Raw genomic sequence first — 26995 nt, forward strand, 5'->3', positions numbered from 1 at the left:
AGTGATACGAACGGAAGAAATGCTATTAAACGTAGGTCCTCAGCATCCAAGTACACACGGAGTTTTCCGACTTGTGGTAAAAATTGATGGGGAAATCATAACGGAAGCGAATCCTGTCATCGGTTACTTACACCGTGGAACAGAAAAATTAGCTGAAAACCTGCAATATACTCAGATTATTCCTTATACAGACCGTCTGGACTATTTGTCGGCGATGACAAATAACTACGTTCTTTGCCATGCGGTGGAGACGATGATGGGAATTGAAGTGCCTGAACGAGCGGATTTCCTTCGTGTCATCGCGATGGAATTGGGCCGGGTGGCTAGCCACCTTGTTTGGTGGGGTACATACCTGCTTGACCTTGGGGCGGTTAGTCCATTCTTATATGCGTTCCGTGAGCGCGAAATGATCATTAATTTACTGAACGAATTATCAGGTGCCCGATTAACGTTTAACTACATGCGTGTAGGCGGCGTTAAGTGGGATGCACCTGAGGGCTGGATTGAAAAGGTAGGAGAGTTTGTTCCGTACATGCGTGAACAGCTTAAAGGCTATCACCAGCTTGTTACGGGTAACGAAATCTTTATAGATCGTGTAAAAGGTGTTGGAACGTATACGAAAGAAGACGCACTTCATTACTCACTCAGCGGACCAAATCTTCGCTGTACAGGTGTGAAATGGGATCTTCGTAAAGATGAGCCATACTCCATCTATGATCGCTTTGATTTTGATGTTCCGGTACAAGAGGGCGGCGATGCATTAGCACGTTACCATGTACGTGTGGCGGAAATTGAAGAATCTTTAAAGATCCTTGAGCAAGCGGTTGCGCAATTCCCTGCTGAAGGAGAAATTTTAGCAAAAGTGCCGAAAATCATTAAGGCGCCTAAAGGGGAAGCATTTGTACGAATTGAATCACCACGCGGAGAGATTGGCTGCTATATTTCAAGTGACGGTAAAAAAGAGCCGTACCGCTTAAAGTTTAGAAGACCATCGTTCTATAATCTACAGATTCTCCCGAAACTATTAGAGGGCGAAAATATCGCAAACTTGATTGCTATTTTAGGGGCAATTGATATTGTCCTTGGGGAGGTGGACGGCTAATGGTAAACGATTTACTCCAGTCCAGTCCAGGTCTTTTCAACTTTGCTATTTTCTTCTTACTCGGTGTCATCTTGCTTTTAGTCGTATTAGGCTTCGTAACATACGGAATTTTAGCCGAGCGGAAAGTCATGGGTTACATGCAGCTCCGTCACGGTCCAAACCAAGTCGGCGGACGCTGGGGACTCCTGCAAACCGTGGCTGACGTATTGAAGCTTTTATTAAAAGAAGATATTATCCCGAAGTTAGCGGATAAACCATTATTTATCATTGCACCGGTGATTGCTTTTGCACCGTCATTTATGGTGCTAGCAACGATTCCTTTCACTGACAAGTTTCAGTTTGCGGATATCGGTGTGGGATTACTGTATTACATCGCCGTTTCTGGCTTAACAACGTTCGGGGTGCTACTAGGCGGATGGGCATCCAATAACAAGTATGCGCTACTCGGGGGAGCCCGTGCAGCGGCACAAATGATTTCCTATGAAATTCCGCTTGTTATGTCCGTTTTAGGGGTTATCCTTTTAGCGGGAAGCTTAAACTTAAATGATATCGTGGATGCGCAAAAACATGGTTGGTTCTTCTTACTTCAACCAATTGGCTTTGTCGTTTTCTTCATTTCATCGATTGCAGAATTAAACCGGACACCGTTTGACCTTCCAGAAGCAGAATCTGAGCTTGTTGCTGGTTATCACGTAGAATATTCCGGTTTCCGTTGGGCGTTCTTTATGCTCGCTGAATATGTGTATTTATTCGCAATGTCATCCTTAATCACCGTTGTGTTCCTTGGTGGTTGGCTGCCGCCATTCGCGTTCCTTGGCTTCATTCCAGGTGCGGTTTGGTTTGCATTGAAATTCAGTGTGGTCGTCTTCATGTACATTTGGCTCCGCGTAACATTACCACGTTTCCGCGCAGACAAACTAATGGAATTCGGCTGGAAAGTACTGTTACCAGTATCCTTGGCTAACATCTTCCTAACAGCACTGATCAAATCGTTATTTTTCTAAAGGTCATGTAAAGTTCATTGTTGATTTGGCACTCTGTTGATTGGAGCGGAAGGTGCGAAGACTCCTGCGGGAGCGAAGCGACGTGGAGGCTCCACGGCATGCCCGCGAACCGCTTGCACCTGGAGCGGAGATCAACAGACATGTTAATTGAGCTATTCTAAAAATGGTGCCTGACACCAATAATAATTTTTAAAATGTAAAAGGGGTGAAAAACGTGCTTGGATTAGCAAAAGGCTTGAAATATACCCTAAAACAACTAACCCGTGAAAAAGTTACCTATGATTATCCAAACAAACCGCTTCCACTACCGGACCGGTTCCGAGGAATTCAGAAGTTCTACCCGGAAAAATGTATTGTGTGTAATCAATGTATGAATATTTGTCCGACCGAATGTATTAACCTGACAGGTAAAAAGCATCCGGATCCAACGAAAAAAGGCAAAATCATCGACACATACGACATCAACTTTGAGATTTGCATCCTTTGTGACCTATGTACGGAGGTTTGCCCAACTGAAGCCATCATCATGACCAATAACTTTGAGCTCGCTGAATACAGCCGCGATATGTTATTTAAGAACCTTGAATGGTTAGATGAAAACGACGAAAACATACGGAAGGAGAATAAAGCATGACCTTCTCAGGCGAATTCCTCGCGTTTATGGGACTCGCACTTGTTGCGATCATCGGCGGCGTGCTTCTGTTGAACCTAACGAAAGTGGTTCATATGGTTGTTGCCCTGATCTTCACTTTCGTCGCAATCGCCGGTATTTACGTTCTGCTATCTGCAGAATTTGTAGCTGCCGTACAAATCTTAATTTATTCAGGTGCGATCACCATCATCATGCTGTTTGGCATTATGTTAACGAAGCATGATGACGAAAGTGAACCTAAAGCAGGCAGATGGAGAAAGTTACTCTTGTTCTTAGGAATTGTGGGCTTTGCCTTTGCCGTGTATATCGGCATCTACGATTTCAACATCGAACAGACACCGTCCACGCTGCACGAAAATAATACGTTACAAATTGGTAAGGCACTTTACTCAAAATATGTCATTCCGTTTGAGTTAACATCGGTTCTACTATTAGTAGCCCTTGTCGGCTCCATTATCTTGGCGAAAAATGAGAAAAAGGAGGCGGATGAGGAATGAGTTCAGTTCCCGCTTCAGCCTTCCTGGCACTAGCACTTATTCTGTTTTGCATCGGCTTATACGGTGCGTTAACAAAAAGAAATACAGTCATCGTCCTGATCTCAATCGAATTGATGCTGAACGCTGTGAACATTAACCTAGTCACCTTCAGCAAATACGGTCTGGCGCCATCGATTACAGGCCAAATCTTTGCCCTGTTCGCAATCAGCGTGGCTGCAGCAGAAGCAGCGGTCGGACTAGCGATTCTAATTGCACTGTACCGCAGCAAGAAAACCGTCAACATCGACGAAATGGACACAATGAAAAACTAGATAGAGCACTTTGGGTGTCAGGCACCACAAAAAGACAATCCGCCCATTTGTCCCTCTCAGGAGGACTACTTTCGCTGAGCGAAGAATGTCCATTCTAGAGAGACAAATAAGGGATTTGTCCACGGAGGGTGTCAGGCACCATGTTCTATAAAGGGGATAGTGATAATGATGGAGAATGCATGGCTCATACCGCTTTTCCCGCTATTATCGTTTTTGATCCTTCTTCTATTCGGTAAGCGGTTGAAGGAGGCAAGCAGTTATGTGGGGATTCTTCTTACGCTCGCGTCGCTTGTCTATTCAATCCTTGTGTTATTTGAGCGCTTTTCAGAGCCAACCTACGTCACGAAATTTGACTGGCTCACGATAGGAGATCTGCATCTAACAGCGGGCTTTGAAGTGAATCAATTAAATGCATTAATGCTGTTTATCGTATCGCTCGTAAGTTTCTTAGTACATACCTATTCCAAAGGGTACATGCATGGAGATGAGCGGTTTCCAGTATTCTATGCCTACTTAGGATTATTTACCTTTGCAATGCTAGGCTTGGTCCTTTCACCAAACCTATTGCAAACATACATCTTCTGGGAGCTTGTCGGTGTCGGTTCGTTCCTATTAATCGGTTTTTATTTTTACAAAGAAGAAGCGAAGGCCGCTGCGAAAAAGGCGTTCATCATGACCCGTATCGGGGACGTGGGCCTATTCATCGGTATGGCTCTTCTATTCTGGGAAACAAAAAGCTTTGAATATAGTGAAATTTTCGCCGCAGTAGATGCTGGAAAGATTTCACCAACAATGATTACGTTAACTGCGATCCTTATTTTCATCGGAGCAGTCGGTAAATCAGGTCAGTTCCCGCTTCACACTTGGCTTCCAGATGCGATGGAAGGTCCGACACCAGTTTCGGCTCTCATCCACGCAGCAACGATGGTTGCCGCAGGGGTCTACTTAGTGGCAGCCTTATTCCCACTGTTCTTAGCAAGCCAAACAGCACTACTTACCATCGCCGTGATCGGTGCGTTTACAGCTATTTTTGCAGCGAGTATTGGTCTTGTACAAACGGACATCAAGCGTGTATTAGCGTATTCAACCGTTTCACAGCTTGGCTATATGATGCTTGCCTTAGGGTCTGCAGGCTATGTAGCAGGTGTGTTCCACTTAATGACTCATGCGTTCTTCAAGGCGTTACTATTCCTTGCAGCAGGTTCTGTCATTCACGCGGTTCACTCGCAAAACATCGAAGAGATGGGCGGGCTTTGGAAAAAGCTGAAGCTGACTGGACCGCTTTTCTTAATCGGAACACTCGCGATTAGCGGTGTGCCGTTATTTTCCGGTTTCTTCTCAAAGGATGAAATTTTAGTAGCAGCTTGGGAAGGCGGACATCCAGTTCTTTTCTTGCTAGCATTAATCGCAGCGTTTATGACTGCATTCTACATGTTCCGCTTGTTCTTCCTAGTATTCACTGGTGAGGCACGCGGCGATCAGAAACATGTTCACGAATCACCGTCCAACATGACATTCCCGATGATTCTTCTCGGTGTCTTGGCAGTGGTCGCTGGTTATGTCAACACCCCATGGTTCGGTACGTTCCTTGGTGATTGGTTAGTGGACGGCAATGAAGCACTTGCACACCACGGCCATGTCGAAGGTCCAGTCTGGATTATGATTGCAGCAACAGTCGTTTCTTTAGCAGGAATTTTCCTTGCTTATATGATGTATTACAAGCGTTCACTAGCCCGTAACTGGTTGAGCGGTACAGGTGACACGCTGCACACGATTCTTTTTAACAAATATTACGTTGACGAGTTCTATCAACTGACTGTCGTAGCAGTTACAAAAGCAATCAGCTACTTCTTACGCTTCATCGATGTCTTCATTGTAGAAGGGCTCGTGAAGGGCGTAGTCGGGATCGTCCAAGGGCTTGGTCAAACAGGTTCGAAGATGCAGACCGGACAGGTTCAGACCTATGGCGCAGTGGCCTTCATCGGTCTCGCACTATTAGCCGTCATCTTTGCATTAACAGGGGGGTACCTACGATGAATTTACATGCAGTCCTTTCCGTCCTAGTATTCTCCCCTTTACTAGGTATCGCGGTTTTGGCGTTCATGCCTAAAACGCAGGAAAAATCAATTAAACTAGTCGGCTTTTTAGCGACACTACCGGCTTTAATCCTGGCATTAGCGGCCTACCTCCATTATCAATGGGGCAAGGATTTAGCTGATTTTTCCGTATCAGTGCCATGGATTCAATTCCGCGGCATGAACGGGATTTCCGAGCCAATTTTCTCGGTTCACTACGAGCTTGGATTAAGCGGCTTCCAGCTTCTATTGGTTGTCTTAACAGCGGTTGTTGCGACACTCGCATCCATTGCTTCCATTTTTGTAAAAAAAGAATGGAAAGGGTATTTCATGCTATTCCTTCTTTTAGAAGTGGGCATGCTCGGCGTATTTACCGCTGAAAACTTAATCTTGTTCTTCATCTTCTTTGAAGTGACACTCATTCCGACCTTCTTCTTAATCGGAAAATGGGGTTATTTTGAAAAAGAAAAAGCAGCTTACAGCTTCTTGATTTATAACGGTTTAGGATCAGCAGTCCTGTTGATCGTGATTATGATTCTGTTTGCAAAAACAGGAACATCGAATATTGAATTATTAACACAAATGATGGCCGATCCAAATACACCGGTAACTGGTGATTTGAAACTGGGCTTACTGATTGCGCTTTTAGTTGCGTTTGGTGTAAAATTACCGATTTTTCCATTGCACAGCTGGATGCTGAAGGTTCACGTTCAGGCGCCGCCATCAGTGGTTATGATCCACTCTGGTATTTTGTTAAAGATTGGTGCGTACGGATTAATCCGTTTTGGAATGGGAATTTTTCCGGAGCAGTTTGAGACGCTTGCGACAATCATTGCTGTACTTGGAGTGATCAATTTACTCTACGGGGCGTTTCTAGCGTTCATTCAATCAGACTTTAAAATGGTTTTGGCGTATTCATCTATTTCTCACATGGGAATCGTGTTGATTGGCCTTGCTGCGATGAATGAGGCAGGGGTTCAAGGAGCGATTTTCCAAGTGATTTCACACGGATTGATTTCCGCACTCTTGTTCTTCTTAGTGGGTGTATTGTACGAACGTACGGATACATCATTAATGGAAAATCTGGGCGGAATGGCGAAGGGAATGCCGATTGCGGCAGGCTTCTTGCTTGCAGGTGCGATGGCTTCACTCGGACTGCCAGGTATGTCTGGATTTGTCAGCGAATTTATGGCGTTCTTAGGTCTTTTCAAAGAAATGCCGTGGATTGCAGCAGTTGGTACCATTGGTATTATCATGACGGCAGCCTACTTACTACGTGCGGTTCTAGGTATGACGTACGGCAAGTCACACCGTGAATTTACTGGTGTGGTTGATTTAAAAGGCGTGGAATTCATTCCAGTCCTTGTTCTTACATTATTAATCGTATTAATTGGTGTGTATCCAAGTGTTCTAAGCTCTCCGCTGCAAACTACACTTGAAACAATCATGCTAGGGTTAGGAGGGTGATGAAGGATGGATTTTGATACATTGAAATCATTTGAATGGAGTGTCATGACACCAGAGTTCATCATCCTTGGTGTGTCAGCACTATTAACATTGCTCGATTTATTTATGCCGAAAAAACAAGACAGACGAGTTCTTGGCTGGATCGCGATTCTCGGGGTCTTTGCAGCGATTGTTTCTGTTGCGGGCTTGATGAACACAGATGTCACTTCGATTTTAGAAGACAGCTTTACACTGGATGGCTTTGGCAAGGCCTTTAAACTATTGCTTCTTGTCGGTTCAGGGCTGGTGCTATTTTTAGCTGTCAGCTATGAGAAAAAGGATGGAGTGGAAGACAGTCACGGCGAGTTTTACTACCTGTTTTTAGCAGCGTTGCTCGGTGCGATGATTATGACTTCCAGCGGTGATTTAATCACTCTTTTCATCGGCTTAGAATTATTGACGGTTTCTTCTTATATTTTAGCGGGTATTCGCAAACACGATGTGAAATCCAACGAATCTGCGATGAAATATGTCATCAATGGTGGAATTTCTACGGCGATTACGTTATTCGGAATGAGTTATGTGTACGGGTTAACCGGAACCACGAACCTTTTCAACATTGCGCAAACTCTTGCGGCGGTTGGTGATGCACAGCAGACTTACTTACTTGGTCTTTCCTTCTTAATGATTTTCGTTGGTTTATCCTTTAAGCTCGCGGCTGCTCCGTTCCATATGTGGGCACCTGACGTGTATCAAGGAGCGCCAACACCTGTTACTGCTTTTTTAAGCGTAGTTTCTAAAACAGCAGGCTTTGTCATCGTGATTCGTATCCTTATTGCTGTGTTCTATAATGCAGCACCAGCGGGGGGCGCCGGTGGTGAAAGCATTCTGTTCAAGATGCATGACTACCTAGCAGTGATTGCCGCGGTAACAATGGTTGTCGGTAACGTGGTAGCATTGAAGCAGTCGGATATTAAGAGAATGTTCGCCTACTCCAGTATCGCCCATGCAGGGTATGTGCTGGTGGCAATAACAACCATGAGTGCGAACTTAGTGTTCTCGATCTGGTTCTACTTGCTTGCATACATGCTGATGAACCTTGGTGCCTTTGCTATCATTCAAGTGGTGACGGAAAAATCAGGCTCAACGAAGATCGCTGATTTTGCTGGACTTTACCGCCGCTCGCCGGTTCTTGCAGTGTTAATGGGAATTTTACTGGTTTCCTTAGCAGGTTTCCCGGGTACAGCAGGTTTTATTGGGAAATTAAACATCTTTGTTGGAGCGTTTTTCGGAACTCCGCATTATGTGCTCGCATCGATCATGATTGCGACAACAGTTGTTTCTTATTTCTACTATTTTGGCGTCATGACGCAGATGTTCTTCCGTCCGGCTAAGGATGAAAGTAAGCTAAGTGTGCCATTTGGAATTGTGGTTGTGCTGCTGGTTGCGGTTGTCGGCTCTGTCTTGTTCGGAGTAGCGCCAAACCTGGCACTCGACTTCTTGAACAATATGTAAGGTTTTTGGTTTTTGGGGGAAATGGATGAACCGGCTGGGGCCTTGGGGAAGGTGCCAGCTCAAATAAAGGGGTTATATATCAAAAAGAAGAGGTTGGGGAACCTCTTCTTTTTTTATGTGTTTTTTGAGATTGCATGGATGATTCCGCTGAATTTCTAGATTATTCCGCCTGTTTGATAAGGGATTCCGCCAGGTTGGACGTTATTACCGCCGAATTTTAAAAGAATTCCGCCAACTTCTCACCTTATTCCGCCAAACATTAAAAAAGTGCCAGACACTCCAACAAAATGCTGTAGTGTCTGGCACTTTTCAGGTATCTCAAAATGTTTTACCAATCGTTTTAATCTTCCAGTTTATCCTTCACATCGCCGTAGCCTTCTCTTACTTTTCCTTTTGCCTTGTCCATCTTGCCATCCATTTCAGTAGAGTGATCATCCGTTAGTTTACCCCATTGTTCCTTTGCTTCACCTTTTGCCTGCTCTAAGTTACCTTTTACTTGGTCTTTATTCATTGTGTCGTCCTCCTTATTTTTTAGTTAGTATTTTAAATACCATTATTGGTATGGTATTAAACATGATTTAGGTAATCTAAACGAATTATAGGTTATCAGGCTGGTCCTTCTTTTCACCATCGCTGACACCATTATCCTGGTCGACGCCGTCACCCACGCCTTTGTCTTTCAATTCCTGCTCAATATCCTCTTTTGCATCCTTTAAATTTTCCTTTGCATCCTTAAAGGAGGTATCTACTTCCTTCTTGGTATCGTTATCTACTGCGTCCTTTTGCTCACCATCACTGATGCCGTTATCTTGATCGACGCCGTCGCCACAACCGGCTAAGCCGCCAAATGTGAACAAAACCGCTAACCCACCCGCTAATAATTTTCTTCGCCTATTGGTAATCATATAAATCTCCTCCTTGTGATTTATGTGTTTCGTTGTGTTGGTGACTATATTCCCAGCGAAAACAAATTCAAAACCTTTCTTTTTTGAAAAAATTCCCCCTTCATTAAATGCATTTTTACAAAAAGTTTGCTTGCTAGATTGTTGGTTTGAATAAGGGGAGAGGGGGTATTACAGAAAGCAGAACAAATACTTGACGATGAAAAGGAGAGAGATGATATGCACGTAAACGAAATGATGATGGGATGGTCCTCTTATTTTCAAGACCTTCCCAATCTAATCATGGCATTATTGGTGCTATTAGTGGGTTGGCTGATCGCCAAGTGGATTAGCCGAGGCGTAGAAGCGGCCCTAAGGAAGACCAACTTTGATGATAAGCTGTTTTCGAAGTTCGGCAAGCGGAAATATTCATCCGAAGTGATTATTGGAAAAATAGTTTACTATCTATTATTAGTAGTAGTTTGGACAATCTTCTTCAATATGCTGAGCTTAAGCTTTATTGCCACACCATTCGTACAAATGCTATCGACCATTACGGCGGCAATTCCTAATCTATTAAAAGCAGCACTTATCTTACTGTTTGCCTGGGTGGTCGCATTCATGCTGTCCAATCTTTTCACAAAAGCAGCAGCCCGCTTCCATTTAGAAGGTCATTTAGTGAAACGGAAGCTGGCAAAAGGCGAAATTGACGCGATGAATAAAGTGAACAGCATCTCGAAGGTAATCTTCTACTTAGTGCTTCTCTTATTTTTACCAGGAGTATTAGGCGCACTGCATATGGAAGGCATCTCAAAGCCGTTTGCTCAAACGTTATCTGTGTTACTCGCGTTTATTCCGAAATTATTTGCAGCCGCATTGATTGTCTTCATCGGCTGGTTGATTGCCAAAATTGTTCGTGATGTGTTAACAAACCTATTATCGAACGTAGGACTGGAAAAAGTTAGTCAGCGTTTAGGCTTCGATCATTCCGCGGATGGACGAGCAAGCCTTGCCAATATTATTGGAAATATCGCGTTTATCTTAATCTTACTTCCAACGATTATAACGGCTTTAGAAAAATTAGATTTGAAGGGCGTTTCGGAACCAGCAATTAGCATGCTTCGTGCGGTACTGTCGATGATTCCAAATATCGCTGTGGCCGTAATGTTGATTTTAGCAGGAATTTGGCTTGGAAAAATGGTGGAGAAAATTGTCGCCCAGATGCTGTGGCGCGTAAGGTTTGATAGTCTATTTCACAAAATGGGTGTCGGCTCATTAACTCCGGATGCTTCGAAGACAACCTTGTCACAGTTGGTTGGGTTGCTGGCAAAAATCGTAGTGGTTCTACTATTCACGGTGGAAGCATTGCAAATTGTACATCTAAACTTCTTAGTAACACTCGCGACCGGTGTGATTGCCTACTTACCAATGCTGTTTGCGGCCCTCGTCATCTTAGGGGTTGGCTTATACGTGGGACACTTGGTGGAACGAATCTTACAAAATGTCTTAAAAAACACCTATTCTCGCACACTAGCGGCGGTAGCGAAGTACGCTGTGTTTGCGATTACCATCTTTATGGCGCTTGACCAGCTTGGTGTCGCACATAGCATTGTTAATGCTGCTTTCATCCTTGTCTTAGGCGGACTGGCCCTCGCCTTTGGACTAGCCTTCGGAATCGGAGGAAAGGAATTCGCAGCCAAATACCTACGCAAACTAGACCAAAAACTAGAAGAATAATTCAGGAGGGGTCAGTCCCCCACTGCTTTACAGCAGTGGGGGACTGACCCTCTCTCTGTAAGGGGGGATGTTTTATGATTTTGAAGTTGGTAGCTGTTGCTTTGTTAATTGCTTTGACCGGGTTCTTTGTGGCGATTGAATTTGCGATCGTGAAGGTTCGGCCTTCGAGAATAGAGCAATTGCTGGGGGAAGGAAAGAAGGGTGCCACTGCCGCAAAAAGAGTGGTATCCCATTTGGATGAGTATTTATCGGCCTGTCAGCTGGGGATTACGGTAACTGCGTTAGGACTGGGGTGGCTGGGGGAACCAACGGTAGAAAAGCTGCTGCACCCGTTGATAGGAGCCCTCCACTTGAATGAATCACTTACCCATATTATATCGTTAGGACTCGCCTTTGCTCTCGTCACCTTCTTACATGTCGTCGCAGGAGAATTGGCGCCAAAGACGGCGGCGATCCAAAAAGCGGAGACGATTACGCTGGTGTTTGCTACACCAATGATTTGGTTTTACAAACTCATGTATCCGTTTATCTGGTTATTGAATAGTTCGGCGCGCCTGCTTACAAGAATGGTAGGATTAAAGCCGGTTTCGGAGCATGAGTTAGCGCACTCGGAGGAAGAGCTTAGGATTCTTTTATCCGAAAGCTTTAAAAGTGGAGAAATCAATGAGAACGAGTGGATCTATGTAAATAATATATTTGAGTTTGATGAGCGGATGGCGAAAGAAATCATGGTTCCGAGGACCGAGATGTCCTGCATTTCTGTGGATGCGCATCTGTCAGAGGTACTTGCTACCGTGAAAAAGGAAAAGTTTACACGCTATCCAGTGATGGATGGGGATAAAGATCACATTCTTGGTGTGTTAAACGTGAAAATGTTCTTAACAGCTACCATCTTAAAGAGGGACCAGGAGTGGAATATATCCTCGTTAATCCAGCCAGTTATCCGGACGATTGAGACGATTCCGATTCATGATCTGTTGGTGAAGATGCAAACGGAACATGCGCATTTGGCAATTTTGATGGATGAATATGGAGGAACTTCAGGGTTAGTGACAGTCGAGGATATCCTGGAGGAAATTGTCGGTGAGGTAAGAGATGAGTTTGATGCGGAAGAAGTCGCGGCGGTCAGAGAATTTCCGGGAAATAATTTTGTCGTCGATGCCAAACTGAGTATCAGTGAGGTGAACAATCTACTCGGTACAGATTTATCGGAAGATGGTGTCGATACGATCGGTGGATGGTTTCTAAAACAAAATGGTGATGTCGACTTGGGAACCACGGTAGAAGCTGAGGGCTATGAGTTTACTGTGGAAGAGGTGGATGGGTACCATATTTTGTATTTGAAAATAAGGTTGTGTTAAACATTGTTGATTTTACACCCTGTTGATTGGAGTGGAAGGCACGAAGACTCCTGCGGGAGTACGGGGCAGGGGAGACCCCGCAGGAGCGGAAGCGACGAGGAGGCTCCCCGGCACGCCCGCGGAAAGCGAAGTGCCTGGAGCGGAAATCAACAGACAAGTTTAAAAAAGCAAAAATTAAGGAGAAGTTGAAAAAGTATATAATTCTGACCCACCACAGTCCTTGATAACTGTGGCAATTATTATGGAAGGAGTGGGTGTAAATTAGTAGTTGGCGAGTAAAATGGGGTTATTGACGAGTAAAGTGTGAGTTTAGACGAGTAAAATAGAAAATCGACGAGTAAATCATATATTTGACGAGTAATTCATCGAAAGTGACGAGTAAGAAAGGAAATTATATTAAATAGGTAATTATAGATGAACTTCCGCGGTAATAGCCTCAATAAAACAACGGCAAAGCATCTGCCGTTGTTTTTATTTTTGCAAGCCTACATCCACGTCGTCCATTTGTCTCTTCTTCATAATATGCCAATCATGCTCAAAAACAGACCGAAGCACGTCCCTCGCACCGAATAAGAGGAGCTGGTCGCCTTCATGGAGTGTAGTCGTATAGATGCTCTTTCTAATTCTCACATTTCCACGCTGGATAAATAGGACAACAAAATCCAACCGCTCATGGTCCTCAATCGCTATGTCTAGTGTCTTCTGATGAAGCATGGATTCCTTGTAAATAGGAAGACTCACCAAGGCATCTTTCTTAGCGGTTAAAAACACATCCCGCACCGGCAAATCAACGAGCTCAACATTCTGTTTCATTTGGCGATTAAACAACGTGGACAACAGCCGTTGCATCCGAGACATCCGTAACACAACAAAGACCAGCATCACAGCAATGGCCACGGTTAGGATTTCCTTCGTTCGAAGTCCCTCAGAAAGGAACTGGCTGATCGAAGAAATAATGACTGCAAGCGAGAAGGCGCCAAACAGAATTAAAAAAATAGCCAGCTTCCTTCGGATCGGGTGTCCTAAAATCAGCTCGGATTCACCTGTCGTAAATCCTGTTCCTGTCATCATCGAAATCACCTGAAACCTGGAGATTTCCACTTTCAAGCCCGTACAACGAAACAGCACCACAAAAATCTCAATAACCGCCGTAATAATAACAAAATAGACCAGTAAAAAGAAGAGGACCATTCTATCCACCTCACATAGGGACAGTCCCCCACTGCTTTAAAGCAGCGGGGGACTGTCCCCAAAAATAAAGGTTACTGTAATTTTTCATTATAAAACTGGACCGAGTACTGCGCGCCTTCGCTTACCATGTTGTTGTCTTCTACATCATGTGGGTGGGGGTGTCCGCCTTTTTCAATCGGAAGTTGTTCGCTTTTTTCATAAACAGTTGGTAGAAGTTTTCGCTTCCACTCTCGAAGTACCGTTTCTGCTTTGACGCGATTTGGCTTTGACGACAACCACACCGCAGAGGCACCGATTCCCACAGCTACTAATGATTTCATACCAAATACTTGCTTCATAACAAATCCCTCCTAGAAAAAGTTGTTCCAAAATTCATCCATTCCTATCAACCAATCGAATATTCTATTTGAACTATGTATACCCACTCATCCAACCGTCAAACATAAAAGTTTCAATTCCTATAAATAAGGGAAATAAAATACAAAAAAAGGAGACCGCCATGAAAACCTACCGCACACCAACTAACTGGACCTGGATTCAGGCGAGTAAAAAGGAAACCGAGCAACTCACTCCCATCCTTGAACATGACAGTAGCATCGATTGGTTGCAGCAAATTCAAAACAACAAAACCAATTGTCTCAGGGTCTCTATCACGGCTGATGGAAAAAAAGTGGTCAAGGGCTCACTCATTTATAAACAAAGCTTCGAAGAGGAGCACGATGTCAAACTCTTTCATTTCTATGTCACCACCGACAGATGGGTAACAATTGACTTGGATTGGGACACCCTGAAGCACATCGACCTTCAGCTTCTCCAAGGTCAAATCAGCCAAACGGCTAATGCTGTCGAAGGCTTCATGCTGTTCATTGCAGAATGGATGAATGCCTGGCTGGTTGAGATTGACCGGTTTGAAGAGGACCTAAAAACCCTCATCTGGAGTATCCGCAAACGAAATGAAACGAGCATTCTCGAGCTCGTTTATTTGCGCAGGCACGAACTATTAGTGTGGAAGAGTCTCCTCATTCCGGTCAAAGAGCTAAAAATGGCGATTGAGGAAGTGAACCTTCATGAACCCTGCGAGGGAAAAATTTTCCCAATGACCTGCAAACGGATTGAGCGCGCACTAACCCTTCTCCAGGAATATGAACATGAACTAGATTCCATCATCAATTTAGAGGAAGTCATCTCCTCTCATCGAGGAAATGAAATTACGAAGACGTTAACCGTTATTACCACTGTGTTTACCCCGATTATGGCCTTCGGAGCCTTATGGGGTATGAATTTCAAGCATATGCCGGAGCTCGATTGGAAATGGGGCTATCCTTTTTCAATCGTTATGATTGTCATTTCAACCTTACTTCTATATGCTTATCTTAGGATTAAGGGCTGGACAGGAGACTTATTAAAAGGCAAAAAACGAGGCTCTTTTTTCAAGTGAGGGACACCAAATGACCAAGAACTAGTACTTTTGGTCTAGTTCATTATGGTGATTTTTTTAAATAGAATATATTGGTATAATACTAACTAGAAATAATAGGAAAAAAGGTAGGATGGGAGAGGTAAGATGGAAAACGCAACTCGAATGATTGAGTTTATTCAAGCGAACAGGGGGCAGCTTTTACAAGAGTGGGTAGAAAAAATGGCCGCGTTGGATGAGCAGAAACTATCAACCATCATAACAGACCAAGTCTATACGAATATTGGCGATGAATATATTAATATATTAGTTCATGATTTAATCAATCAGGACAAACAAGCGAAGAACAAAATGAGAGATTTCTCACAAAAATTGGTTCAATTAGGTTGGAATTTGAACTTTATTATGGACAGCTTAATGGAGTTTTCCAAAATTATGTTTTTCCGCATGGTGGGTGAGGCATCGGAAAAAGAACAGATTGAATTTGGTTGGGCCTATGATAAATGGGTAACGCCGATTAACAAAGAAGTGCTTAATCACTATGCATCGTCTTGGCAAAGGACTGTTTCATTGCAAAAAATTGCTCTTCAAGAGTTGTCAGCACCGCTGATTCCGATTTTTGACAATATCACCGTTATGCCATTGGTCGGGACAATCGATACCGATAGAGCAAAACGGATCATGGAAAATTTACTGCAGGGTGTCGTGAAACATCATGCACAAGTAGTGTTAATTGATATTACAGGTGTGCCAGTAGTAGATACGATGGTAGCCCATCATATTATTCAAGCGTCAGAGGCGGTACGATTGGTTGGTGCCAAGTGTTTAATTGTCGGGATTCGACCGGAGATTGCGCAAACCATCGTTAACTTAGGGATTAACCTCAATCAGGTCGTTACGAAAAACAGCCTGCAAAAAGGGGTTGCCGCTGCATTGGAAATGACAAATCGCAAAATCGTCTCAGTGGGGGAATAAACAATGAATGGTAGAATTCCAATTCTAAAATTATATAACTGCCTGCTCATCTCGATTCAATGGGAGCTGGACGACCAAACCGCGTTACAATTTCAGGAGGACCTTCTTTCCAAGATCCATGAAACAGGAGTGGGCGGTGTCGTCATTGATTTGACATCTGTGGACGTGATAGATTCCTTTATTGCCAAGGTGCTTGGTGATGTGGTTAGTATGTCCCATCTAATGGGCGCAAAAGTGGTGTTGACGGGTATCCAGCCAGCTGTAGCGATCACACTAGTCGAACTAGGGATACACCTTCAAGATGTGCAAACAGCACTCGATTTAGAAAAAGGGTTGGAAACACTACAGCGGGAGTTGGGGGAGTAAAGCATGGAGAACGAATCCTGTGTGAAAATTATAACCGAATGGGATATCGTTGCAGCGCGTCAGCTTGGGAGAAACGTTGCAAAGGAGCTTGGATTTGGTTCGGTTGACCAAGCAAGGATCACCACAGCGATTTCGGAACTGGCCCGCAATATTTATCTGTACGCTGGAACAGGCGAAATCGAAATTGACCGCATGTATGAACTAGGAAAATGCGGCTTAAAGGTTATTGCATCGGACAAGGGTCCGGGCATTCATGATATTAGAAAAGCAATGGAAGATGGATTTACTACATCGGGTGGTTTAGGGGCAGGATTACCAGGGGTAAAACGATTAATGGATGAGTTCAGCATTACTTCGACGGTGGGAGAAGGAACGAGCATTCAGGTGGTGAAATGGCTTCGCTAGGAAGGTGTGAGAGAATGGATTTTAAAGATATGTTCGAATCAAAGTATCGCAGCATATTATACAGCTATCTGAAAGAATCAACGGAAGCAGCACTATATCAAGGACAAAAGTTTAGCCGAAAAGCAATGGAACACCATATCTCCCCTGAAGAAATTATCAATGTGCATGGTACCGCATTGAAGGAGCTCTTCCCCGACCTCCCACAAGAAGTGTTCGCTTCCTTAGACTTTCTTTTAGAGGTGATGATGGACTATGGGTTAGCCTACCAGGAACATCAAAGCCTCCGTGACCAGCAGTTTGAAATCAGATCGGAAATTGAGATTGCTGCGAGCGTTCAAGATAACCTTTTAGAAACAAAAATTCCCAAGATAGATGAGTTAGATATTGGTGCCATCAGCATTCCCGCCAAGCAAATGAATGGCGATTATTATCGATTTGTTCAGGACCAGCAGTTAATCAGTATCGCAATCGCTGATGTCATTGGCAAAGGCATCCCTGCTGCTCTCTGCATGTCGATGATCAAGTATGCGATGGACAGTCTGCTAGAGTCACGTGTCTATCCACATCATGTGCTCGAAAATTTAAATAGAGTCGTAGAAAACAATGTTGATTCAAGTATGTTTATTACCATGCTATATGGCATCTATGATTCAGAGGAACACACCTTTACATATGCATCAGCCGGTCATGAACCAGGTTTCTATTATCAATCATCCAAGGATACATTTTCGGACCTCCTCGCTAAAGGTCTCGTCCTCGGAGTGGACCCGAATGCCACTTATCATCAATATGAGAAAAAAGTCGAGCCGGGCGATATGATTGTTTTATTATCAGACGGTGTCACCGAATCAAGAACCGAAGAGGGCTTTATCGAACGGTCTGTCATCACGGATTTTATTCGTATATATCAGCATCTGCCTGCACAAGAAATGGTGAAAAATATCTATCGTGACCTCGAGAGAATTCAGAATTTTGAAATACGTGACGATTTTACTTTAATTATTTTAAAAAGAAAGGTTTAGACTTTCGTTGAGCGGGTATGTAAAAAATAAATATTCCTGAGGTGATGAAAAAATGAATCTATTAATAGATAAATATCACAATAATGAGGATACAGTCGTAAAGATTGCAGGCGAAATCGATGCCTTTACAGCACCACAGCTGAGGGAAGAGCTTTTACCTCTAGCAGAAGGGAAAAATCAATCGATTGTCATCAGTCTGAAGGATGTGTCTTATTTAGATAGTACAGGCCTCGGTGTCTTTGTGGGTCTTTTCAAACAGCTGAAGAAAAATGAGGGTGAATTGAAACTAGTTGACCTTTCTGATCGACTGAAACGTTTGTTTGAAATTACCGGTTTAAGCAATATTATTACAATTGCTACGAATTAGAACGGACGATAGTAAAACAAACACGGCGAAAATTATTTGCATATGAAAAGGTGGGGGGAGTATGAACCAAGTGATGGATTATATCGAAATGAAGATTCCAGCGAAACCCGATTATGTGGGGGTAATCCGATTAACGTTATCAGGTATCGCAAGCCGTATGGGATTTACATACGAGGAGATCGAGGATATTAAAATTGCCATTAGTGAGGCAACAACGAACGCCGTACAGCATGCCTACCAAAGTGATGAAGGTGGGGAAATCATCGTCGGCTTTGGGATTTACCCGGATAAATTAGAAATGATGGTAGCTGATTACGGACAAAGCTTTAATTTTATCCAAACGAAAAAAGAACTAGGCCCCTACACGAAATCAAGTACAATGGACGATTTGGCAGAGGGAGGGTTAGGTCTATTTTTGATAGAAACGCTCATGGACGAGGTCCGTGTATCGAATCAGTCTGGGGTAACGGTCTTCATGGTGAAGAATGTAAGTGGGGAGCGTGAAAATCATGACCAAACCATCTCAAACCGTGAAGCGAACTAAAGAAGAAATTGATGCCCTCATTCTCGAGGTGCAGCAGACAGGCTCTCCAGAGGTACAGCAAATCCTCGTGGAGAATTATACTGCTCTTGTTGGGAGTCTTGCCAATAAATTTTCCAAAGGCAGAGACTTTCATGAGGATATCATGCAAGTAGGGATGATTGGGTTATTAGGAGCGATTAAGCGATACGAACCAGATGTCGGACGGTCGTTTGAATCGTTTTTAATCCCGACGGTCATCGGAGAAATCAAGCGATTCTTACGGGATAAAACGTGGAGTGTCCATGTGCCGAGACGCGTGAAGGAATTATGGCCGAAGCTCAAAACAGTGGTGGACGAGCTGACCAATCTGTACCAACGATCACCGAAAATCCCGGAAATTGCTGATTATTTGAATGTGAGCGAAGAAGAAGTGCTAGAAGCAATGGAAATGGGGAAAAGCTATCAATCCGTTTCTGTTGACCAACCAATCGAAACCGGATCTGAGGGAAGTACGGTTACGGCGCTCGATGTGATGGGATCGAAGGACGAAGGTTTTGAAAAAGTGGACCAACGCATGATGCTGGAAAGTGTCCTCCATGTGTTATCGGACCGAGAAAGAGAAATTATACACTGGACGTACATCGAAAACAAGAGTCAAAAGGAAACAGGTGAGTTTTTGGGAATATCACAAATGCATGTATCACGTTTGCAAAAAAAGGCGATTGAAAAATTACGAAAGGCATTAGCGAAGGATGCCTTTTCAGGGGTTACTCATGCTTGATCATGAAGCCAACGCATATGTTCAAGCGCGTGCCTTTCAAATTCAAAAAGAAGGAAACAGCTTTAACGGTGATAGTTTTTTCATGAAGGCAACGGATGAGTACTTTATCTGTTCGGTGGCTGACGGTCTAGGGAGCGGACTGTACGCGAATCACTCATCAGATGCGGTGAGGAAAGTGATTGAAGAGCACCATCATGAAGAGGTCGAGGTGTTGATGGATTATTGTAATAAAGCACTGAAATCGAAGAGGGGCGCTACCGTTTCGGTTTTAAAGGCGCATTTTCAACGGAAGGAAGTCACCTACTGCTCTGTGGGTAACATTCAATTTGTCTTTTATCTTCCTTCAGGCCTCTATATTTATCCCATTCCTGTTACTGGCTTTTTATCAGGAAAGCCGCAAACCTATCGAATTGAGACCTTTCCCTATGAAGAAAACTCCAAATTTATGATGCACACGGATGGACTCCACCTACCATCGATTAAACAGGAGTTAACCCGATTCCAATCGATCGAAGATATGTCCAACCATTTAAAACTGCATATGACGAAGCGAAAAGATGACGCCACCTTTTTAGTCGGCCAGCTATTTTAATAGTATGGCCGGCTTTTTTTTGTGCTGGAGAGTGGTATCCGCTAGTTGGAGAGCGCCATCCGCCAATTGTGGAGTGGTATCCGCTAGTTGGAGAGCGCCATCCGCTAATTAGACTCGCAGCCCCATAGTGTGAGTGGTTTAGCTTTTTCATGAAAAGGGTACTTCATAGATAAAAAGATGCAGGGAGAAACGCATATGAAAAAACTCAGGGTCGAATTTGTTTATGTCCTCATGATGATAGTTTTCGGCTACGTGGCGTTGTGTACCGACGTCCCCTTTCACTGGAAAGCACTCTGCGTCACGTTTTACACCATCATGATAGTAAATACGGTGGTCTCACTCTGGCTCGAAAACCGCCCAGCCCAGAACACCTTGCTATGGATGTATATATTAGTGTTCCTGCCAATACTAGGCTATATCTTCTACGTCTATTCCGGCCAACTCGTACATAAAGGCGAGCTGTTTAAAAGGAAACGCAGGCTCGACCGGGAAATGTTTGAGGAGCTGAACAAAAAGAAATGGGGGGGCGCTGGTGGAAGTGCCGCAACACTGGAGATGTCCGGGCTGAATGGGCACCAGCGTGAATTTGCGAACTATTTAGAGCGGGTAACCTTAACCAACTGGAATCAGAATACAAGAACGAAAGTGTTGAGAAACGGAGATGAAACCTTCGAGGAAATTAAACGCCGACTCCAGCAAGCAACAGACTTTATCCATATCGAATACTATATTTTCCGCTATGACCGCCTGGGGAAAGAGCTCATTGACATCCTTACAGAAAAGGTCAAGGCCGGAGTGGAAGTCCGTCTCATGTACGATGCGGTCGGCAGCTTCTCCCTTTCCGCCGCCGATCTGAAAATCATGGGGGAGGCAGGCATACAGATTCACCCGTTTTTACCGATTCAAGCAGGATTCATCAATCAAAAATTCAACTTTCGTAATCATCGCAAAATCATCGTCATCGATGGAAAAATCGGCTTTGTCGGCGGCTTAAACGTCGGGGTCGAATACCTGGGCGAGGACGACCACTTCGGCTTTTGGTGCGACACCCACCTCATGCTCGAAGGGGAAGCCGTCCAAACCTTACATGCCGTCTTTTTGCTAGACTGGCTCTATGCCTCAGGTGAGAATTTTTTTGAAAATGAACGCTATTTGGAGCCGAAACCGGTGGACGGTGATGGATTGGTGCACGTCGTTGCAACTGGTCCCGAAACACGTGATATGAGTGATCACTATTACGCGATGATCTCCTCGGCCAAAGAATCCATTTGGATTGCTACCCCGTACTTTATTCCGAGCCCGTCCATCCAAACAGCTCTCCGGATCGCCGCCAGGAAAGGCATCCAGGTTCGCTTAATGATACCGGAGACGAATGATGGGTTTCTAACCCAGTATGCGACGCAATCCTATTTTCCAGAACTGCTGGGTGCAGGAATTGAAATCTATTCCTACCAAAAGGGATTTCTTCATAAAAAGGTTCTTATTGTCGATGGAGACCTGGCTTCGATTGGGACCGCCAACTTCGATATGCGCAGCTTTCATTTGAATTTCGAGGTCAATTTGTTTTTATCAGGAACAGACTCGATTGGCGATCTAGTGGATCATTTCCAGGAAGACCTCAACGACTGCCGTCGCATCCGCGCTGTCGAGTTTTACAAAAGAAAGCCAGTGGTCAAATTCAAAGAAAGCTTCGCGCGCCTGTTTTCAGGGGTGTTGTGATTTTGAGGTCTAAATGTGAATCGAATCTAATATTTTTAGGTAGAGGATAATTCTAATGAAAATAGGTGATTCGATCATGTTTGCTGTTCATTTTTTAGAAAACAAAAATGTATTATTAACGCAGCTGCTAAGGACTGTGCCGGAAGAAGGCGAAGTCATCAAGATTAAGGGGCGAAAAGGGACGGTTACCAAAGTAACCAATGTGGATGAGAAAAATATCCATGTGCAAGTGGTTATAGAAAAGGTCAATAAAAATAAACAAGTCGCCTTGGATCCTTCTAAAAAGAAAAGAAGATAGCAAAACGTATGAAGCACGCACCTCTAGTAGGTGTGTTTTTTTGTGGAAAAACTCGGTTTTATAGCGAACAAAACAGTTCGTTCAAATCTTTGTCAAAACATTTCTAACAAACTGTGAACTTATCAATATAACCATGTTTTTAAAGTGAAAAAGTAATATATTGTAAGTGTAAAGAACATAACAAACTTTGAAAGAAGGAATCATTTATGTTTAACAAATTTTTAAGAGAAAATAAGATTGCATCTGTTATCTTAACAGTCTTACGTTTATACCTCGGTTACTCTTGGTTTACTGCAGGATTTCATAAATTAACTGGCGGATTTGACGCTGCTGGCTTCTTAAAAGGGGCGATCGCCAACCCAGTAAAAGGCCCAGATGGCACAGTTGTCTTTGGCTGGTATGTAGATTTCTTAAAACACATTGCTCTTCCAAACGTCGATGTCTTTAACGTTCTTGTTCCTTGGGGCGAAACGTTAATCGGTTTAGGCTTAATCCTTGGCTGCTTAACAACTGCCGCCATGTTCTTTGGTCTAGTCATGAACTTCAGCTTCTTCCTAGCTGGTACTGTATCTCACAACCCTAGAGACATCTTCCTTGGCTTCATCATCTTAACTGCTGGCTACAACGCTGGTAAAATCGGTTTAGACCATTGGGTTGTACCTTTCTTCAGAAAAATGAACAAGGGTACTGTAAAGCATAAGAAAACTGCTTAACAATACTGGAAACAAAAAGAGAGACTGCAACTAGTTTGCAGTCTCTTTATATTTATATAGGTAGGGGGGATGTTGTTGTTGTTTGAACCGATTATGACTGGTTACGCAGTGCGTTTCATACTTCTAAAAATAAAGCTGACAATGAATACAAGGATAATCGCACCGATGAGAGCCGGGATGATAAAGAAGCCTCCGACTTCAGGACCCCAGCTTCCTAATAGGAAGGATCCCAACCATGCTCCAATGAAACCTGCGATAATATTTCCAATGATACCACCTGGCAGATCACGCCCCATAATAAGTCCGGCTAACCAGCCAATAATTCCTCCGATAATTAATGCCCAAATGAATCCCATATGATTTCTCTCCTTTCTTTTTTTCAAGTAGTAAGTAACTCTGACTATTAAATACCCGCCTTAGCGGACCTTAAACCAACAATTTCGATTTTTTTCAATTAAACGATATCTCTATTATGTTGCACCCTCTCGCGTAATCGTGCAGTAGGGTGGGGAGCGCCCGTCTTTAACGCAGTATGGCATGCTTTTAGTTCTTTGGTGAGCTTTTTAAAGCCATCTTTGTCTCGCTCATCCAGACAGGTGTCGATTTTCCTCTTTAATAAACTAATCTTAAAGATCAATTCGGTTTGCCGCTTTTGTTCTTCGTGATAGACTTCTTTCCATTTCTTTGATTCCTCCCAGCGATAATCGCTGAGCTTTGATAAACGACAACCACACTTGCACAATGTTTCGTTCATATTAATGACGTAAAATTCAGCGTTCCCACAGTTTTTGCATAAAAGTTTCCTCATCCTTCATACACCTCCATATAAATTGCAGCTTGGATCTCGCTTCTGTAAAAATCTACTTCCTATATACCCACTGTCATTTCATTTGTAACCCTTCAAAATTTTTAAAATTAATAGGTTTTAATTTTTCAGGAGCGGTTATATAACAAGTAGAACGACAAGCTGCTAATAAAAAGGGCAGCTTCATCAAATCACAAGGAGGAAATAACAATGGAAACAGTAAAAGTCGTTGAAAATGGTGTACAAGCGAAGCAGGAAATTGAACAGTTGATGACGCAGGGCTATACGAAGGATGAGATTTATTTATTGGCGCATGATAAAAATCGCTCTGAGAACCTAGCGGATAATCTGGATCTTACCGATGTTGGTGTCGCCGAACAAGGCTTGTTTGATAGTATGGCCAATGTGTTTCGCTCACGAGGAGATGAGCTGCGTTCGAAGCTAGAGTCGTTAGGCTTGTCACAAGCAGAGGCTGAGCGTTTTGAGGAAGAAATGGATCACGGTCGAGTGGTCGTTGTAGCAACGAAATCAGCATAAGGTCAAAACTTGATAGGAAGCAAAAGTGTGGGTCTTTTGTTTCCTATCGATTCCATTTTATTGAAAAGGTAGTCTTAAAGAATATTGTTGATTCTTATACCCTGTTGATTGAAGTGGAAGACGCGAAGACTCCTGTGGGAGTATGGTTCAGGGGAGACCCCGCAGGCGCTTGCGCCGAGGAGGCTCGCCGAAACACCCACGGAAAGCGAAGCGTCTGGAACGGAAATCAACAGGACAAGTTTACAAAGCACAAAAAAGGAGAGGAACGAGATGAAATTTTCGAATTTAAGTTTGGAGAAATTAGTAGGAGCCAGTGAGCGAGCGCGTCATAAGTTTCGGTCAGACCGTAGCCTTGATCAACATTTTGAGAAGCCAATTATCCACCGAGAAATTCAGGGAGACCGAGTGTACGTCCCATTAAACCTATATCGAGTATGGAATGAAGCGTAAATTCTTAGAAAGACACCCAAACTAGCTGCCTAAATCCCGTTAAGAGAAGGACGAACGGAATTTAGGCAGTTAGTTTGTTTTTTTGATAAAACTTGCTTGTGATGAGGTGGAATTCCGCCGACTTTGTATGGAATTCCGCTAGATGGACGGTTTATTCCGCCAACTTCGGGTGGTATTCCGCCCAATTCACGTAGGATTCCGCCTGCTTCGCCAATTATTCCGCCAAACTCCAATTTAACAATTACTAATATCGATAGAACTTCCCCGGAAATTTGCGCTATTGGTAATTTTTTCTTACTAAAATGGAGTATAATGGAATTTGATATACATAATGCAAATAGAGAGACAACATGGACGGACCTTAGTCCACTTTCTTCATTAACTTAGGTGTAAGGTGATATCGTTCAACTTAAATAAAGTGGAGCATTCATACGAACCGATTGGGTTTGATGGAGGCAAGTGGTATTATCTTGAGAGTTCGGGGGCGATGAAAATCGGTTGGTTGTATTACAATAAAAAATGGTATTACCTTAACAGTTCGGGAGCAATGGTAACGGGACGGGTTTGGATTAGTGGAAAATGGTATTACTTCAATGCAAATGGCAGCTTAAGCCGTTAGTTTGAAAGCCGTGTCGGGCCCCCGATGCGGTTTTTGCTTTTGGCTGTGTTAAAGGTCTATGTTGTTTTATAGACAATGTTGATTGGAGCGGAAGGCACGAAGACTCCTGCGGGAGTACGGGGCAGGGGAGACCCCGCAGGAGCGAAGCGACGAGGAGGCTCCCCGGCACGCCCGCGGAAAGCGAAGTGCCTGGAGCGGAATTCAACAGTGACGTTTTAAAAAAGCCATTCTTTTACAGAGATTTCACAAAATCGTCACATTTAAGGGGGATTTTGAAAAAAATAGAAACTGTTATATCTTCCTTCGTCTATATGTTAGAATAATCCTTGTGTGTAAAAAGGGGGTAGCAGAATGATAAATGATTTTGGGCAACTGGCGTTAGTTAGCATCCTGTCACATTTAGTGTTCATCGCCATTTCTTGGTGGGCGTTGCAGGCGATTCGCTTAGATAAGTTGATTAGACCGAACCATGTTTTTCAGGCACGGCTTCTCTACATATTATTAGCCATTTTCATCGGGTCATCTGTTAGTAACTTTTTCCTTGATTATCTTCAATGGTCCAAACAGCTGCCATTAATTTTTCAATAATTAGCAGAAATGGTTCGAAATGACAAATTTACTAATCCTGTACATACAACTGGAAAAAATTTAGGTCTTCGTACATGTTCCCATTTGACGATATTTTGAGTACAATCATCTTTATGTGGAAAGCTAAGGTTGTCTCCCTTAGGAACTTGTCTCATTTTGGTTAAGTTTTTGAAACTTGTCTAAATGTGACGACAATTCCCAAGTATGCTCACCCGCTACCTGGTAACAATGGTAGTAAGGGGGAGTAGAGAGATGAAAAGATATCGTTCGTTTTTTTTATCTGTGATGACAATTTTAAGTTTGATCCTGGTTGTTTTCGGGTACAACACAACTGAAGCAAATGGTAACGGTGCGTTTACACGTCAAGCAAATCCGGATGGTGCCGAGGATTTGGCAAAAATCGGCTCTGTTTTAGAAGCCGAAAATATTTTGCTCGATGAATGGTCTTTTTATGCAAGAGAAAAAATGACCGGCATAAAAAGTGAGCAGGACGTGAAGGAATACGCCGAGCAACTTCAGGAAAAGTTCCCCGATTGGGATTGGTCAATTAAAAATACCAGCCAAAAATGGGAAGTAACAGCAGTATCTCCAAAATCTAAACACCACAGCGAAATGCTTCAAATTATGGCAACCCACACAAAACAACCTGTTAATGCGTATATAGTATATAGTGTCACTGGAAAAGAGTGGAACAAGGCGATAGCGGCCTATTTCACTTCTGATGAATTTAAAAGTAGGCTATCCGACATATTTCGTGGAAAACCTACAGTTTTTTCTTGTATGAAAGGCGTTTTCAGTGATAAGATTGATACGGCTTTACCCATAACAGTAAAGAATTTACTGTCCGTTTTTCATGCAAAAGAGATCGAAGCGTTAAAAGAGGAGACATTCATGTCTGTTTCGGCGAATTCGCCGATGTTTACTGGCTCCATAGAAAATCAAAGAGATAACATGAATTTACAAATTGGCATACGCTCCGAACGATTGGGCGGTAAGACTACCATTGTAGTTGGCACACCAATCATAACGATTGAATATTAATATAG

At 43.3% G+C, this 26995-nt stretch carries 33 protein-coding genes; 27 read left to right on the forward strand and 6 right to left on the reverse strand.

The window, feature by feature from the left end:
• Position 1 precedes the first annotated feature (1 nt).
• The 8 genes from AA0X95_RS03205 (at position 2) to nuoN (ending at position 8602) form a co-directional block, all read left to right on the forward strand.
• The gene (locus AA0X95_RS03205) at positions 2-1102 is read left to right on the forward strand and encodes an NADH-quinone oxidoreductase subunit D (protein WP_413305281.1); all 1101 of its coding nucleotides are present in this window, start codon (positions 2-4) and stop codon (positions 1100-1102) included.
• Positions 1102-2106: an NADH-quinone oxidoreductase subunit NuoH gene (nuoH, locus tag AA0X95_RS03210; protein WP_413305284.1), complete on the forward strand. Its 1005-nt coding sequence runs from the start codon at positions 1102-1104 to the stop codon at positions 2104-2106. Before AA0X95_RS03205 ends, nuoH begins: the two co-directional genes overlap by 1 nt.
• Before the next feature lie 214 nt (positions 2107-2320).
• Complete coding sequence (gene nuoI, locus AA0X95_RS03215) at positions 2321-2740, forward strand: NADH-quinone oxidoreductase subunit NuoI (RefSeq protein WP_413305286.1); 420 nt, start codon at positions 2321-2323, stop codon at positions 2738-2740.
• Entirely contained in the window at positions 2737-3255 is a 519-nt protein-coding gene (locus AA0X95_RS03220) for an NADH-quinone oxidoreductase subunit J (RefSeq protein WP_413305289.1), read from the forward strand. Before nuoI ends, AA0X95_RS03220 begins: the two co-directional genes overlap by 4 nt.
• Positions 3252-3566 (forward strand): NADH-quinone oxidoreductase subunit NuoK, encoded by a 315-nt coding sequence (gene nuoK, locus AA0X95_RS03225; RefSeq protein ID WP_308081848.1) that lies wholly within the window; start codon positions 3252-3254, stop codon positions 3564-3566. The genes AA0X95_RS03220 and nuoK overlap by 4 nt, the downstream gene beginning before the upstream one ends.
• Positions 3567-3731: 165 nt before the next feature.
• Positions 3732-5603 (forward strand): NADH-quinone oxidoreductase subunit L, encoded by a 1872-nt coding sequence (gene nuoL / locus AA0X95_RS03230; protein ID WP_413305293.1) that lies wholly within the window; start codon positions 3732-3734, stop codon positions 5601-5603.
• Positions 5600-7108 carry an NADH-quinone oxidoreductase subunit M gene (locus tag AA0X95_RS03235; protein WP_413305296.1) on the forward strand — a complete coding sequence of 503 codons (1509 nt, stop codon included), beginning with the start codon at positions 5600-5602 and terminating at the stop codon, positions 7106-7108. Before nuoL ends, AA0X95_RS03235 begins: the two co-directional genes overlap by 4 nt.
• Before the next feature lie 6 nt (positions 7109-7114).
• Positions 7115-8602 (forward strand): NADH-quinone oxidoreductase subunit NuoN, encoded by a 1488-nt coding sequence (nuoN, locus tag AA0X95_RS03240; protein WP_413305299.1) that lies wholly within the window; start codon positions 7115-7117, stop codon positions 8600-8602.
• 340 nt (positions 8603-8942) lie between these two features.
• Here the strand turns inward: nuoN and AA0X95_RS03245 are convergent, their stop codons facing one another.
• Positions 8943-9113 carry a CsbD family protein gene (locus AA0X95_RS03245; RefSeq protein WP_413305302.1) on the reverse strand — a complete coding sequence of 57 codons (171 nt, stop codon included), beginning with the start codon at positions 9111-9113 and terminating at the stop codon, positions 8943-8945.
• Positions 9114-9198: 85 nt separating this feature from the next.
• On the reverse strand, positions 9199-9507 hold the full coding sequence (locus AA0X95_RS03250) for a hypothetical protein (RefSeq protein ID WP_413305304.1): 309 nt from the start codon (positions 9505-9507) through the stop codon (positions 9199-9201).
• Between the two features lie 216 nt (positions 9508-9723).
• On the opposite strand from AA0X95_RS03250, the gene AA0X95_RS03255 reads away from it, so the two are divergent.
• A complete protein-coding gene (locus AA0X95_RS03255; RefSeq protein WP_413305307.1) occupies positions 9724-11220 on the forward strand; it encodes a mechanosensitive ion channel in 1497 nt (498 codons plus the stop codon).
• A gap of 74 nt (positions 11221-11294) precedes the next feature.
• Positions 11295-12581 carry a hemolysin family protein gene (locus tag AA0X95_RS03260; RefSeq protein WP_413305310.1) on the forward strand — a complete coding sequence of 429 codons (1287 nt, stop codon included), beginning with the start codon at positions 11295-11297 and terminating at the stop codon, positions 12579-12581.
• Between the two features lie 471 nt (positions 12582-13052).
• On the opposite strand, the gene AA0X95_RS03265 is transcribed toward AA0X95_RS03260, so the two are convergent.
• Entirely contained in the window at positions 13053-13772 is a 720-nt protein-coding gene (locus tag AA0X95_RS03265) for a hypothetical protein (RefSeq protein WP_413305312.1), read from the reverse strand.
• Between the two features lie 71 nt (positions 13773-13843).
• On the reverse strand, positions 13844-14110 hold the full coding sequence (locus AA0X95_RS03270) for a hypothetical protein (RefSeq protein ID WP_413305314.1): 267 nt from the start codon (positions 14108-14110) through the stop codon (positions 13844-13846).
• 161 nt (positions 14111-14271) lie between these two features.
• Here AA0X95_RS03270 and AA0X95_RS03275 point away from each other — a divergent pair, with 161 nt between their 5' ends.
• The 12 genes from AA0X95_RS03275 to AA0X95_RS03330 all read left to right on the forward strand — a co-directional run bounded on the left by AA0X95_RS03275 (position 14272) and on the right by AA0X95_RS03330 (position 22950).
• The gene (locus tag AA0X95_RS03275) at positions 14272-15210 is read left to right on the forward strand and encodes a magnesium transporter CorA family protein (RefSeq protein ID WP_413305317.1); all 939 of its coding nucleotides are present in this window, start codon (positions 14272-14274) and stop codon (positions 15208-15210) included.
• Between the two features lie 126 nt (positions 15211-15336).
• Positions 15337-16164 carry an STAS domain-containing protein gene (locus AA0X95_RS03280; RefSeq protein ID WP_413305320.1) on the forward strand — a complete coding sequence of 276 codons (828 nt, stop codon included), beginning with the start codon at positions 15337-15339 and terminating at the stop codon, positions 16162-16164.
• Between the two features lie 3 nt (positions 16165-16167).
• Complete coding sequence (locus tag AA0X95_RS03285) at positions 16168-16530, forward strand: STAS domain-containing protein (protein ID WP_413305322.1); 363 nt, start codon at positions 16168-16170, stop codon at positions 16528-16530.
• Between the two features lie 3 nt (positions 16531-16533).
• Positions 16534-16935, forward strand: coding sequence for an anti-sigma regulatory factor (locus tag AA0X95_RS03290; protein WP_335533200.1), 402 nt, complete (start codon positions 16534-16536; stop codon positions 16933-16935).
• A gap of 14 nt (positions 16936-16949) precedes the next feature.
• The gene (locus AA0X95_RS03295) at positions 16950-17957 is read left to right on the forward strand and encodes a PP2C family protein-serine/threonine phosphatase (RefSeq protein WP_413305325.1); all 1008 of its coding nucleotides are present in this window, start codon (positions 16950-16952) and stop codon (positions 17955-17957) included.
• A gap of 52 nt (positions 17958-18009) precedes the next feature.
• A complete protein-coding gene (locus tag AA0X95_RS03300; RefSeq protein ID WP_309857708.1) occupies positions 18010-18324 on the forward strand; it encodes an anti-sigma factor antagonist in 315 nt (104 codons plus the stop codon).
• Between the two features lie 61 nt (positions 18325-18385).
• Positions 18386-18868, forward strand: a complete 483-nt coding sequence (rsbW, locus tag AA0X95_RS03305; protein WP_413305328.1) for an anti-sigma B factor RsbW — start codon at positions 18386-18388, stop codon at positions 18866-18868.
• Positions 18834-19628 (forward strand): RNA polymerase sigma factor SigB, encoded by a 795-nt coding sequence (sigB, locus tag AA0X95_RS03310; RefSeq protein WP_413305330.1) that lies wholly within the window; start codon positions 18834-18836, stop codon positions 19626-19628. Before rsbW ends, sigB begins: the two co-directional genes overlap by 35 nt.
• The gene (locus tag AA0X95_RS03315; protein ID WP_413305333.1) at positions 19621-20220 is read left to right on the forward strand and encodes a PP2C family serine/threonine-protein phosphatase; all 600 of its coding nucleotides are present in this window, start codon (positions 19621-19623) and stop codon (positions 20218-20220) included. Before sigB ends, AA0X95_RS03315 begins: the two co-directional genes overlap by 8 nt.
• Before the next feature lie 195 nt (positions 20221-20415).
• Positions 20416-21939, forward strand: a complete 1524-nt coding sequence (gene cls / locus AA0X95_RS03320) for a cardiolipin synthase (RefSeq protein ID WP_413305336.1) — start codon at positions 20416-20418, stop codon at positions 21937-21939.
• A 76-nt stretch (positions 21940-22015) separates the two neighbouring features.
• Complete coding sequence (locus AA0X95_RS03325) at positions 22016-22237, forward strand: hypothetical protein (RefSeq protein ID WP_413309823.1); 222 nt, start codon at positions 22016-22018, stop codon at positions 22235-22237.
• Positions 22238-22443: 206 nt separating this feature from the next.
• Positions 22444-22950, forward strand: a complete 507-nt coding sequence (locus tag AA0X95_RS03330; RefSeq protein ID WP_413305338.1) for a DoxX family membrane protein — start codon at positions 22444-22446, stop codon at positions 22948-22950.
• Between the two features lie 101 nt (positions 22951-23051).
• Here the strand turns inward: AA0X95_RS03330 and AA0X95_RS03335 are convergent, their stop codons facing one another.
• Both AA0X95_RS03335 and AA0X95_RS03340 read right to left on the reverse strand, forming a co-directional pair.
• The gene (locus AA0X95_RS03335; protein WP_413305341.1) at positions 23052-23306 is read right to left on the reverse strand and encodes a GlsB/YeaQ/YmgE family stress response membrane protein; all 255 of its coding nucleotides are present in this window, start codon (positions 23304-23306) and stop codon (positions 23052-23054) included.
• 98 nt (positions 23307-23404) lie between these two features.
• Complete coding sequence (locus AA0X95_RS03340; protein ID WP_413305344.1) at positions 23405-23758, reverse strand: IDEAL domain-containing protein; 354 nt, start codon at positions 23756-23758, stop codon at positions 23405-23407.
• 207 nt (positions 23759-23965) lie between these two features.
• On the opposite strand from AA0X95_RS03340, the gene AA0X95_RS03345 reads away from it, so the two are divergent.
• The 5 genes from AA0X95_RS03345 (at position 23966) to AA0X95_RS03365 (ending at position 26990) form a co-directional block, all read left to right on the forward strand.
• The gene (locus AA0X95_RS03345; RefSeq protein ID WP_413305346.1) at positions 23966-24292 is read left to right on the forward strand and encodes a general stress protein; all 327 of its coding nucleotides are present in this window, start codon (positions 23966-23968) and stop codon (positions 24290-24292) included.
• Between the two features lie 270 nt (positions 24293-24562).
• Entirely contained in the window at positions 24563-24742 is a 180-nt protein-coding gene (locus tag AA0X95_RS03350) for a hypothetical protein (RefSeq protein WP_413305348.1), read from the forward strand.
• A gap of 418 nt (positions 24743-25160) precedes the next feature.
• The gene (locus AA0X95_RS03355) at positions 25161-25361 is read left to right on the forward strand and encodes a hypothetical protein (protein ID WP_413309825.1); all 201 of its coding nucleotides are present in this window, start codon (positions 25161-25163) and stop codon (positions 25359-25361) included.
• A gap of 351 nt (positions 25362-25712) precedes the next feature.
• Positions 25713-25949: a DUF1146 family protein gene (locus tag AA0X95_RS03360; protein WP_413305350.1), complete on the forward strand. Its 237-nt coding sequence runs from the start codon at positions 25713-25715 to the stop codon at positions 25947-25949.
• A 252-nt stretch (positions 25950-26201) separates the two neighbouring features.
• The gene (locus AA0X95_RS03365; protein ID WP_413305351.1) at positions 26202-26990 is read left to right on the forward strand and encodes a YwmB family TATA-box binding protein; all 789 of its coding nucleotides are present in this window, start codon (positions 26202-26204) and stop codon (positions 26988-26990) included.
• Positions 26991-26995: the final 5 nt, after the last annotated feature.

Source organism: Neobacillus phoenicis (genome assembly GCF_047302305.1).
Lineage (GTDB): Bacteria > Bacillota > Bacilli > Bacillales > Cytobacillaceae > Neobacillus.

Excerpts from the sequence above, each read along its gene's own strand:
- nuoH (WP_413305284.1), top strand. The coding sequence starts at position 1,102 with ATGGTAAACGATTTACTCCAGTCCAGTCCAGGTCTTTTCAACTTTGCT.
- AA0X95_RS03220 (WP_413305289.1), top strand. The coding sequence starts at position 2,737 with ATGACCTTCTCAGGCGAATTCCTCGCGTTTATGGGACTCGCACTTGTT.
- nuoK (WP_308081848.1), top strand. The coding sequence starts at position 3,252 with ATGAGTTCAGTTCCCGCTTCAGCCTTCCTGGCACTAGCACTTATTCTG.
- nuoL (WP_413305293.1), top strand. The coding sequence starts at position 3,732 with ATGATGGAGAATGCATGGCTCATACCGCTTTTCCCGCTATTATCGTTT.
- AA0X95_RS03235 (WP_413305296.1), top strand. The coding sequence starts at position 5,600 with ATGAATTTACATGCAGTCCTTTCCGTCCTAGTATTCTCCCCTTTACTA.
- nuoN (WP_413305299.1), top strand. The coding sequence starts at position 7,115 with ATGGATTTTGATACATTGAAATCATTTGAATGGAGTGTCATGACACCA.
- AA0X95_RS03245 (WP_413305302.1), bottom strand. The coding sequence starts at position 9,113 with ATGAATAAAGACCAAGTAAAAGGTAACTTAGAGCAGGCAAAAGGTGAA.
- AA0X95_RS03250 (WP_413305304.1), bottom strand. The coding sequence starts at position 9,507 with ATGATTACCAATAGGCGAAGAAAATTATTAGCGGGTGGGTTAGCGGTT.
- AA0X95_RS03255 (WP_413305307.1), top strand. The coding sequence starts at position 9,724 with ATGCACGTAAACGAAATGATGATGGGATGGTCCTCTTATTTTCAAGAC.
- AA0X95_RS03260 (WP_413305310.1), top strand. The coding sequence starts at position 11,295 with ATGATTTTGAAGTTGGTAGCTGTTGCTTTGTTAATTGCTTTGACCGGG.
- AA0X95_RS03265 (WP_413305312.1), bottom strand. The coding sequence starts at position 13,772 with ATGGTCCTCTTCTTTTTACTGGTCTATTTTGTTATTATTACGGCGGTT.
- AA0X95_RS03270 (WP_413305314.1), bottom strand. The coding sequence starts at position 14,110 with ATGAAGCAAGTATTTGGTATGAAATCATTAGTAGCTGTGGGAATCGGT.
- AA0X95_RS03275 (WP_413305317.1), top strand. The coding sequence starts at position 14,272 with ATGAAAACCTACCGCACACCAACTAACTGGACCTGGATTCAGGCGAGT.
- AA0X95_RS03280 (WP_413305320.1), top strand. The coding sequence starts at position 15,337 with ATGGAAAACGCAACTCGAATGATTGAGTTTATTCAAGCGAACAGGGGG.
- AA0X95_RS03285 (WP_413305322.1), top strand. The coding sequence starts at position 16,168 with ATGAATGGTAGAATTCCAATTCTAAAATTATATAACTGCCTGCTCATC.
- AA0X95_RS03290 (WP_335533200.1), top strand. The coding sequence starts at position 16,534 with ATGGAGAACGAATCCTGTGTGAAAATTATAACCGAATGGGATATCGTT.
- AA0X95_RS03295 (WP_413305325.1), top strand. The coding sequence starts at position 16,950 with ATGGATTTTAAAGATATGTTCGAATCAAAGTATCGCAGCATATTATAC.
- AA0X95_RS03300 (WP_309857708.1), top strand. The coding sequence starts at position 18,010 with ATGAATCTATTAATAGATAAATATCACAATAATGAGGATACAGTCGTA.
- rsbW (WP_413305328.1), top strand. The coding sequence starts at position 18,386 with ATGAACCAAGTGATGGATTATATCGAAATGAAGATTCCAGCGAAACCC.
- sigB (WP_413305330.1), top strand. The coding sequence starts at position 18,834 with ATGACCAAACCATCTCAAACCGTGAAGCGAACTAAAGAAGAAATTGAT.
- AA0X95_RS03315 (WP_413305333.1), top strand. The coding sequence starts at position 19,621 with ATGCTTGATCATGAAGCCAACGCATATGTTCAAGCGCGTGCCTTTCAA.
- cls (WP_413305336.1), top strand. The coding sequence starts at position 20,416 with ATGAAAAAACTCAGGGTCGAATTTGTTTATGTCCTCATGATGATAGTT.
- AA0X95_RS03325 (WP_413309823.1), top strand. The coding sequence starts at position 22,016 with ATGTTTGCTGTTCATTTTTTAGAAAACAAAAATGTATTATTAACGCAG.
- AA0X95_RS03330 (WP_413305338.1), top strand. The coding sequence starts at position 22,444 with ATGTTTAACAAATTTTTAAGAGAAAATAAGATTGCATCTGTTATCTTA.
- AA0X95_RS03335 (WP_413305341.1), bottom strand. The coding sequence starts at position 23,306 with ATGGGATTCATTTGGGCATTAATTATCGGAGGAATTATTGGCTGGTTA.
- AA0X95_RS03340 (WP_413305344.1), bottom strand. The coding sequence starts at position 23,758 with ATGAGGAAACTTTTATGCAAAAACTGTGGGAACGCTGAATTTTACGTC.
- AA0X95_RS03345 (WP_413305346.1), top strand. The coding sequence starts at position 23,966 with ATGGAAACAGTAAAAGTCGTTGAAAATGGTGTACAAGCGAAGCAGGAA.
- AA0X95_RS03350 (WP_413305348.1), top strand. The coding sequence starts at position 24,563 with ATGAAATTTTCGAATTTAAGTTTGGAGAAATTAGTAGGAGCCAGTGAG.
- AA0X95_RS03360 (WP_413305350.1), top strand. The coding sequence starts at position 25,713 with ATGATAAATGATTTTGGGCAACTGGCGTTAGTTAGCATCCTGTCACAT.
- AA0X95_RS03365 (WP_413305351.1), top strand. The coding sequence starts at position 26,202 with ATGAAAAGATATCGTTCGTTTTTTTTATCTGTGATGACAATTTTAAGT.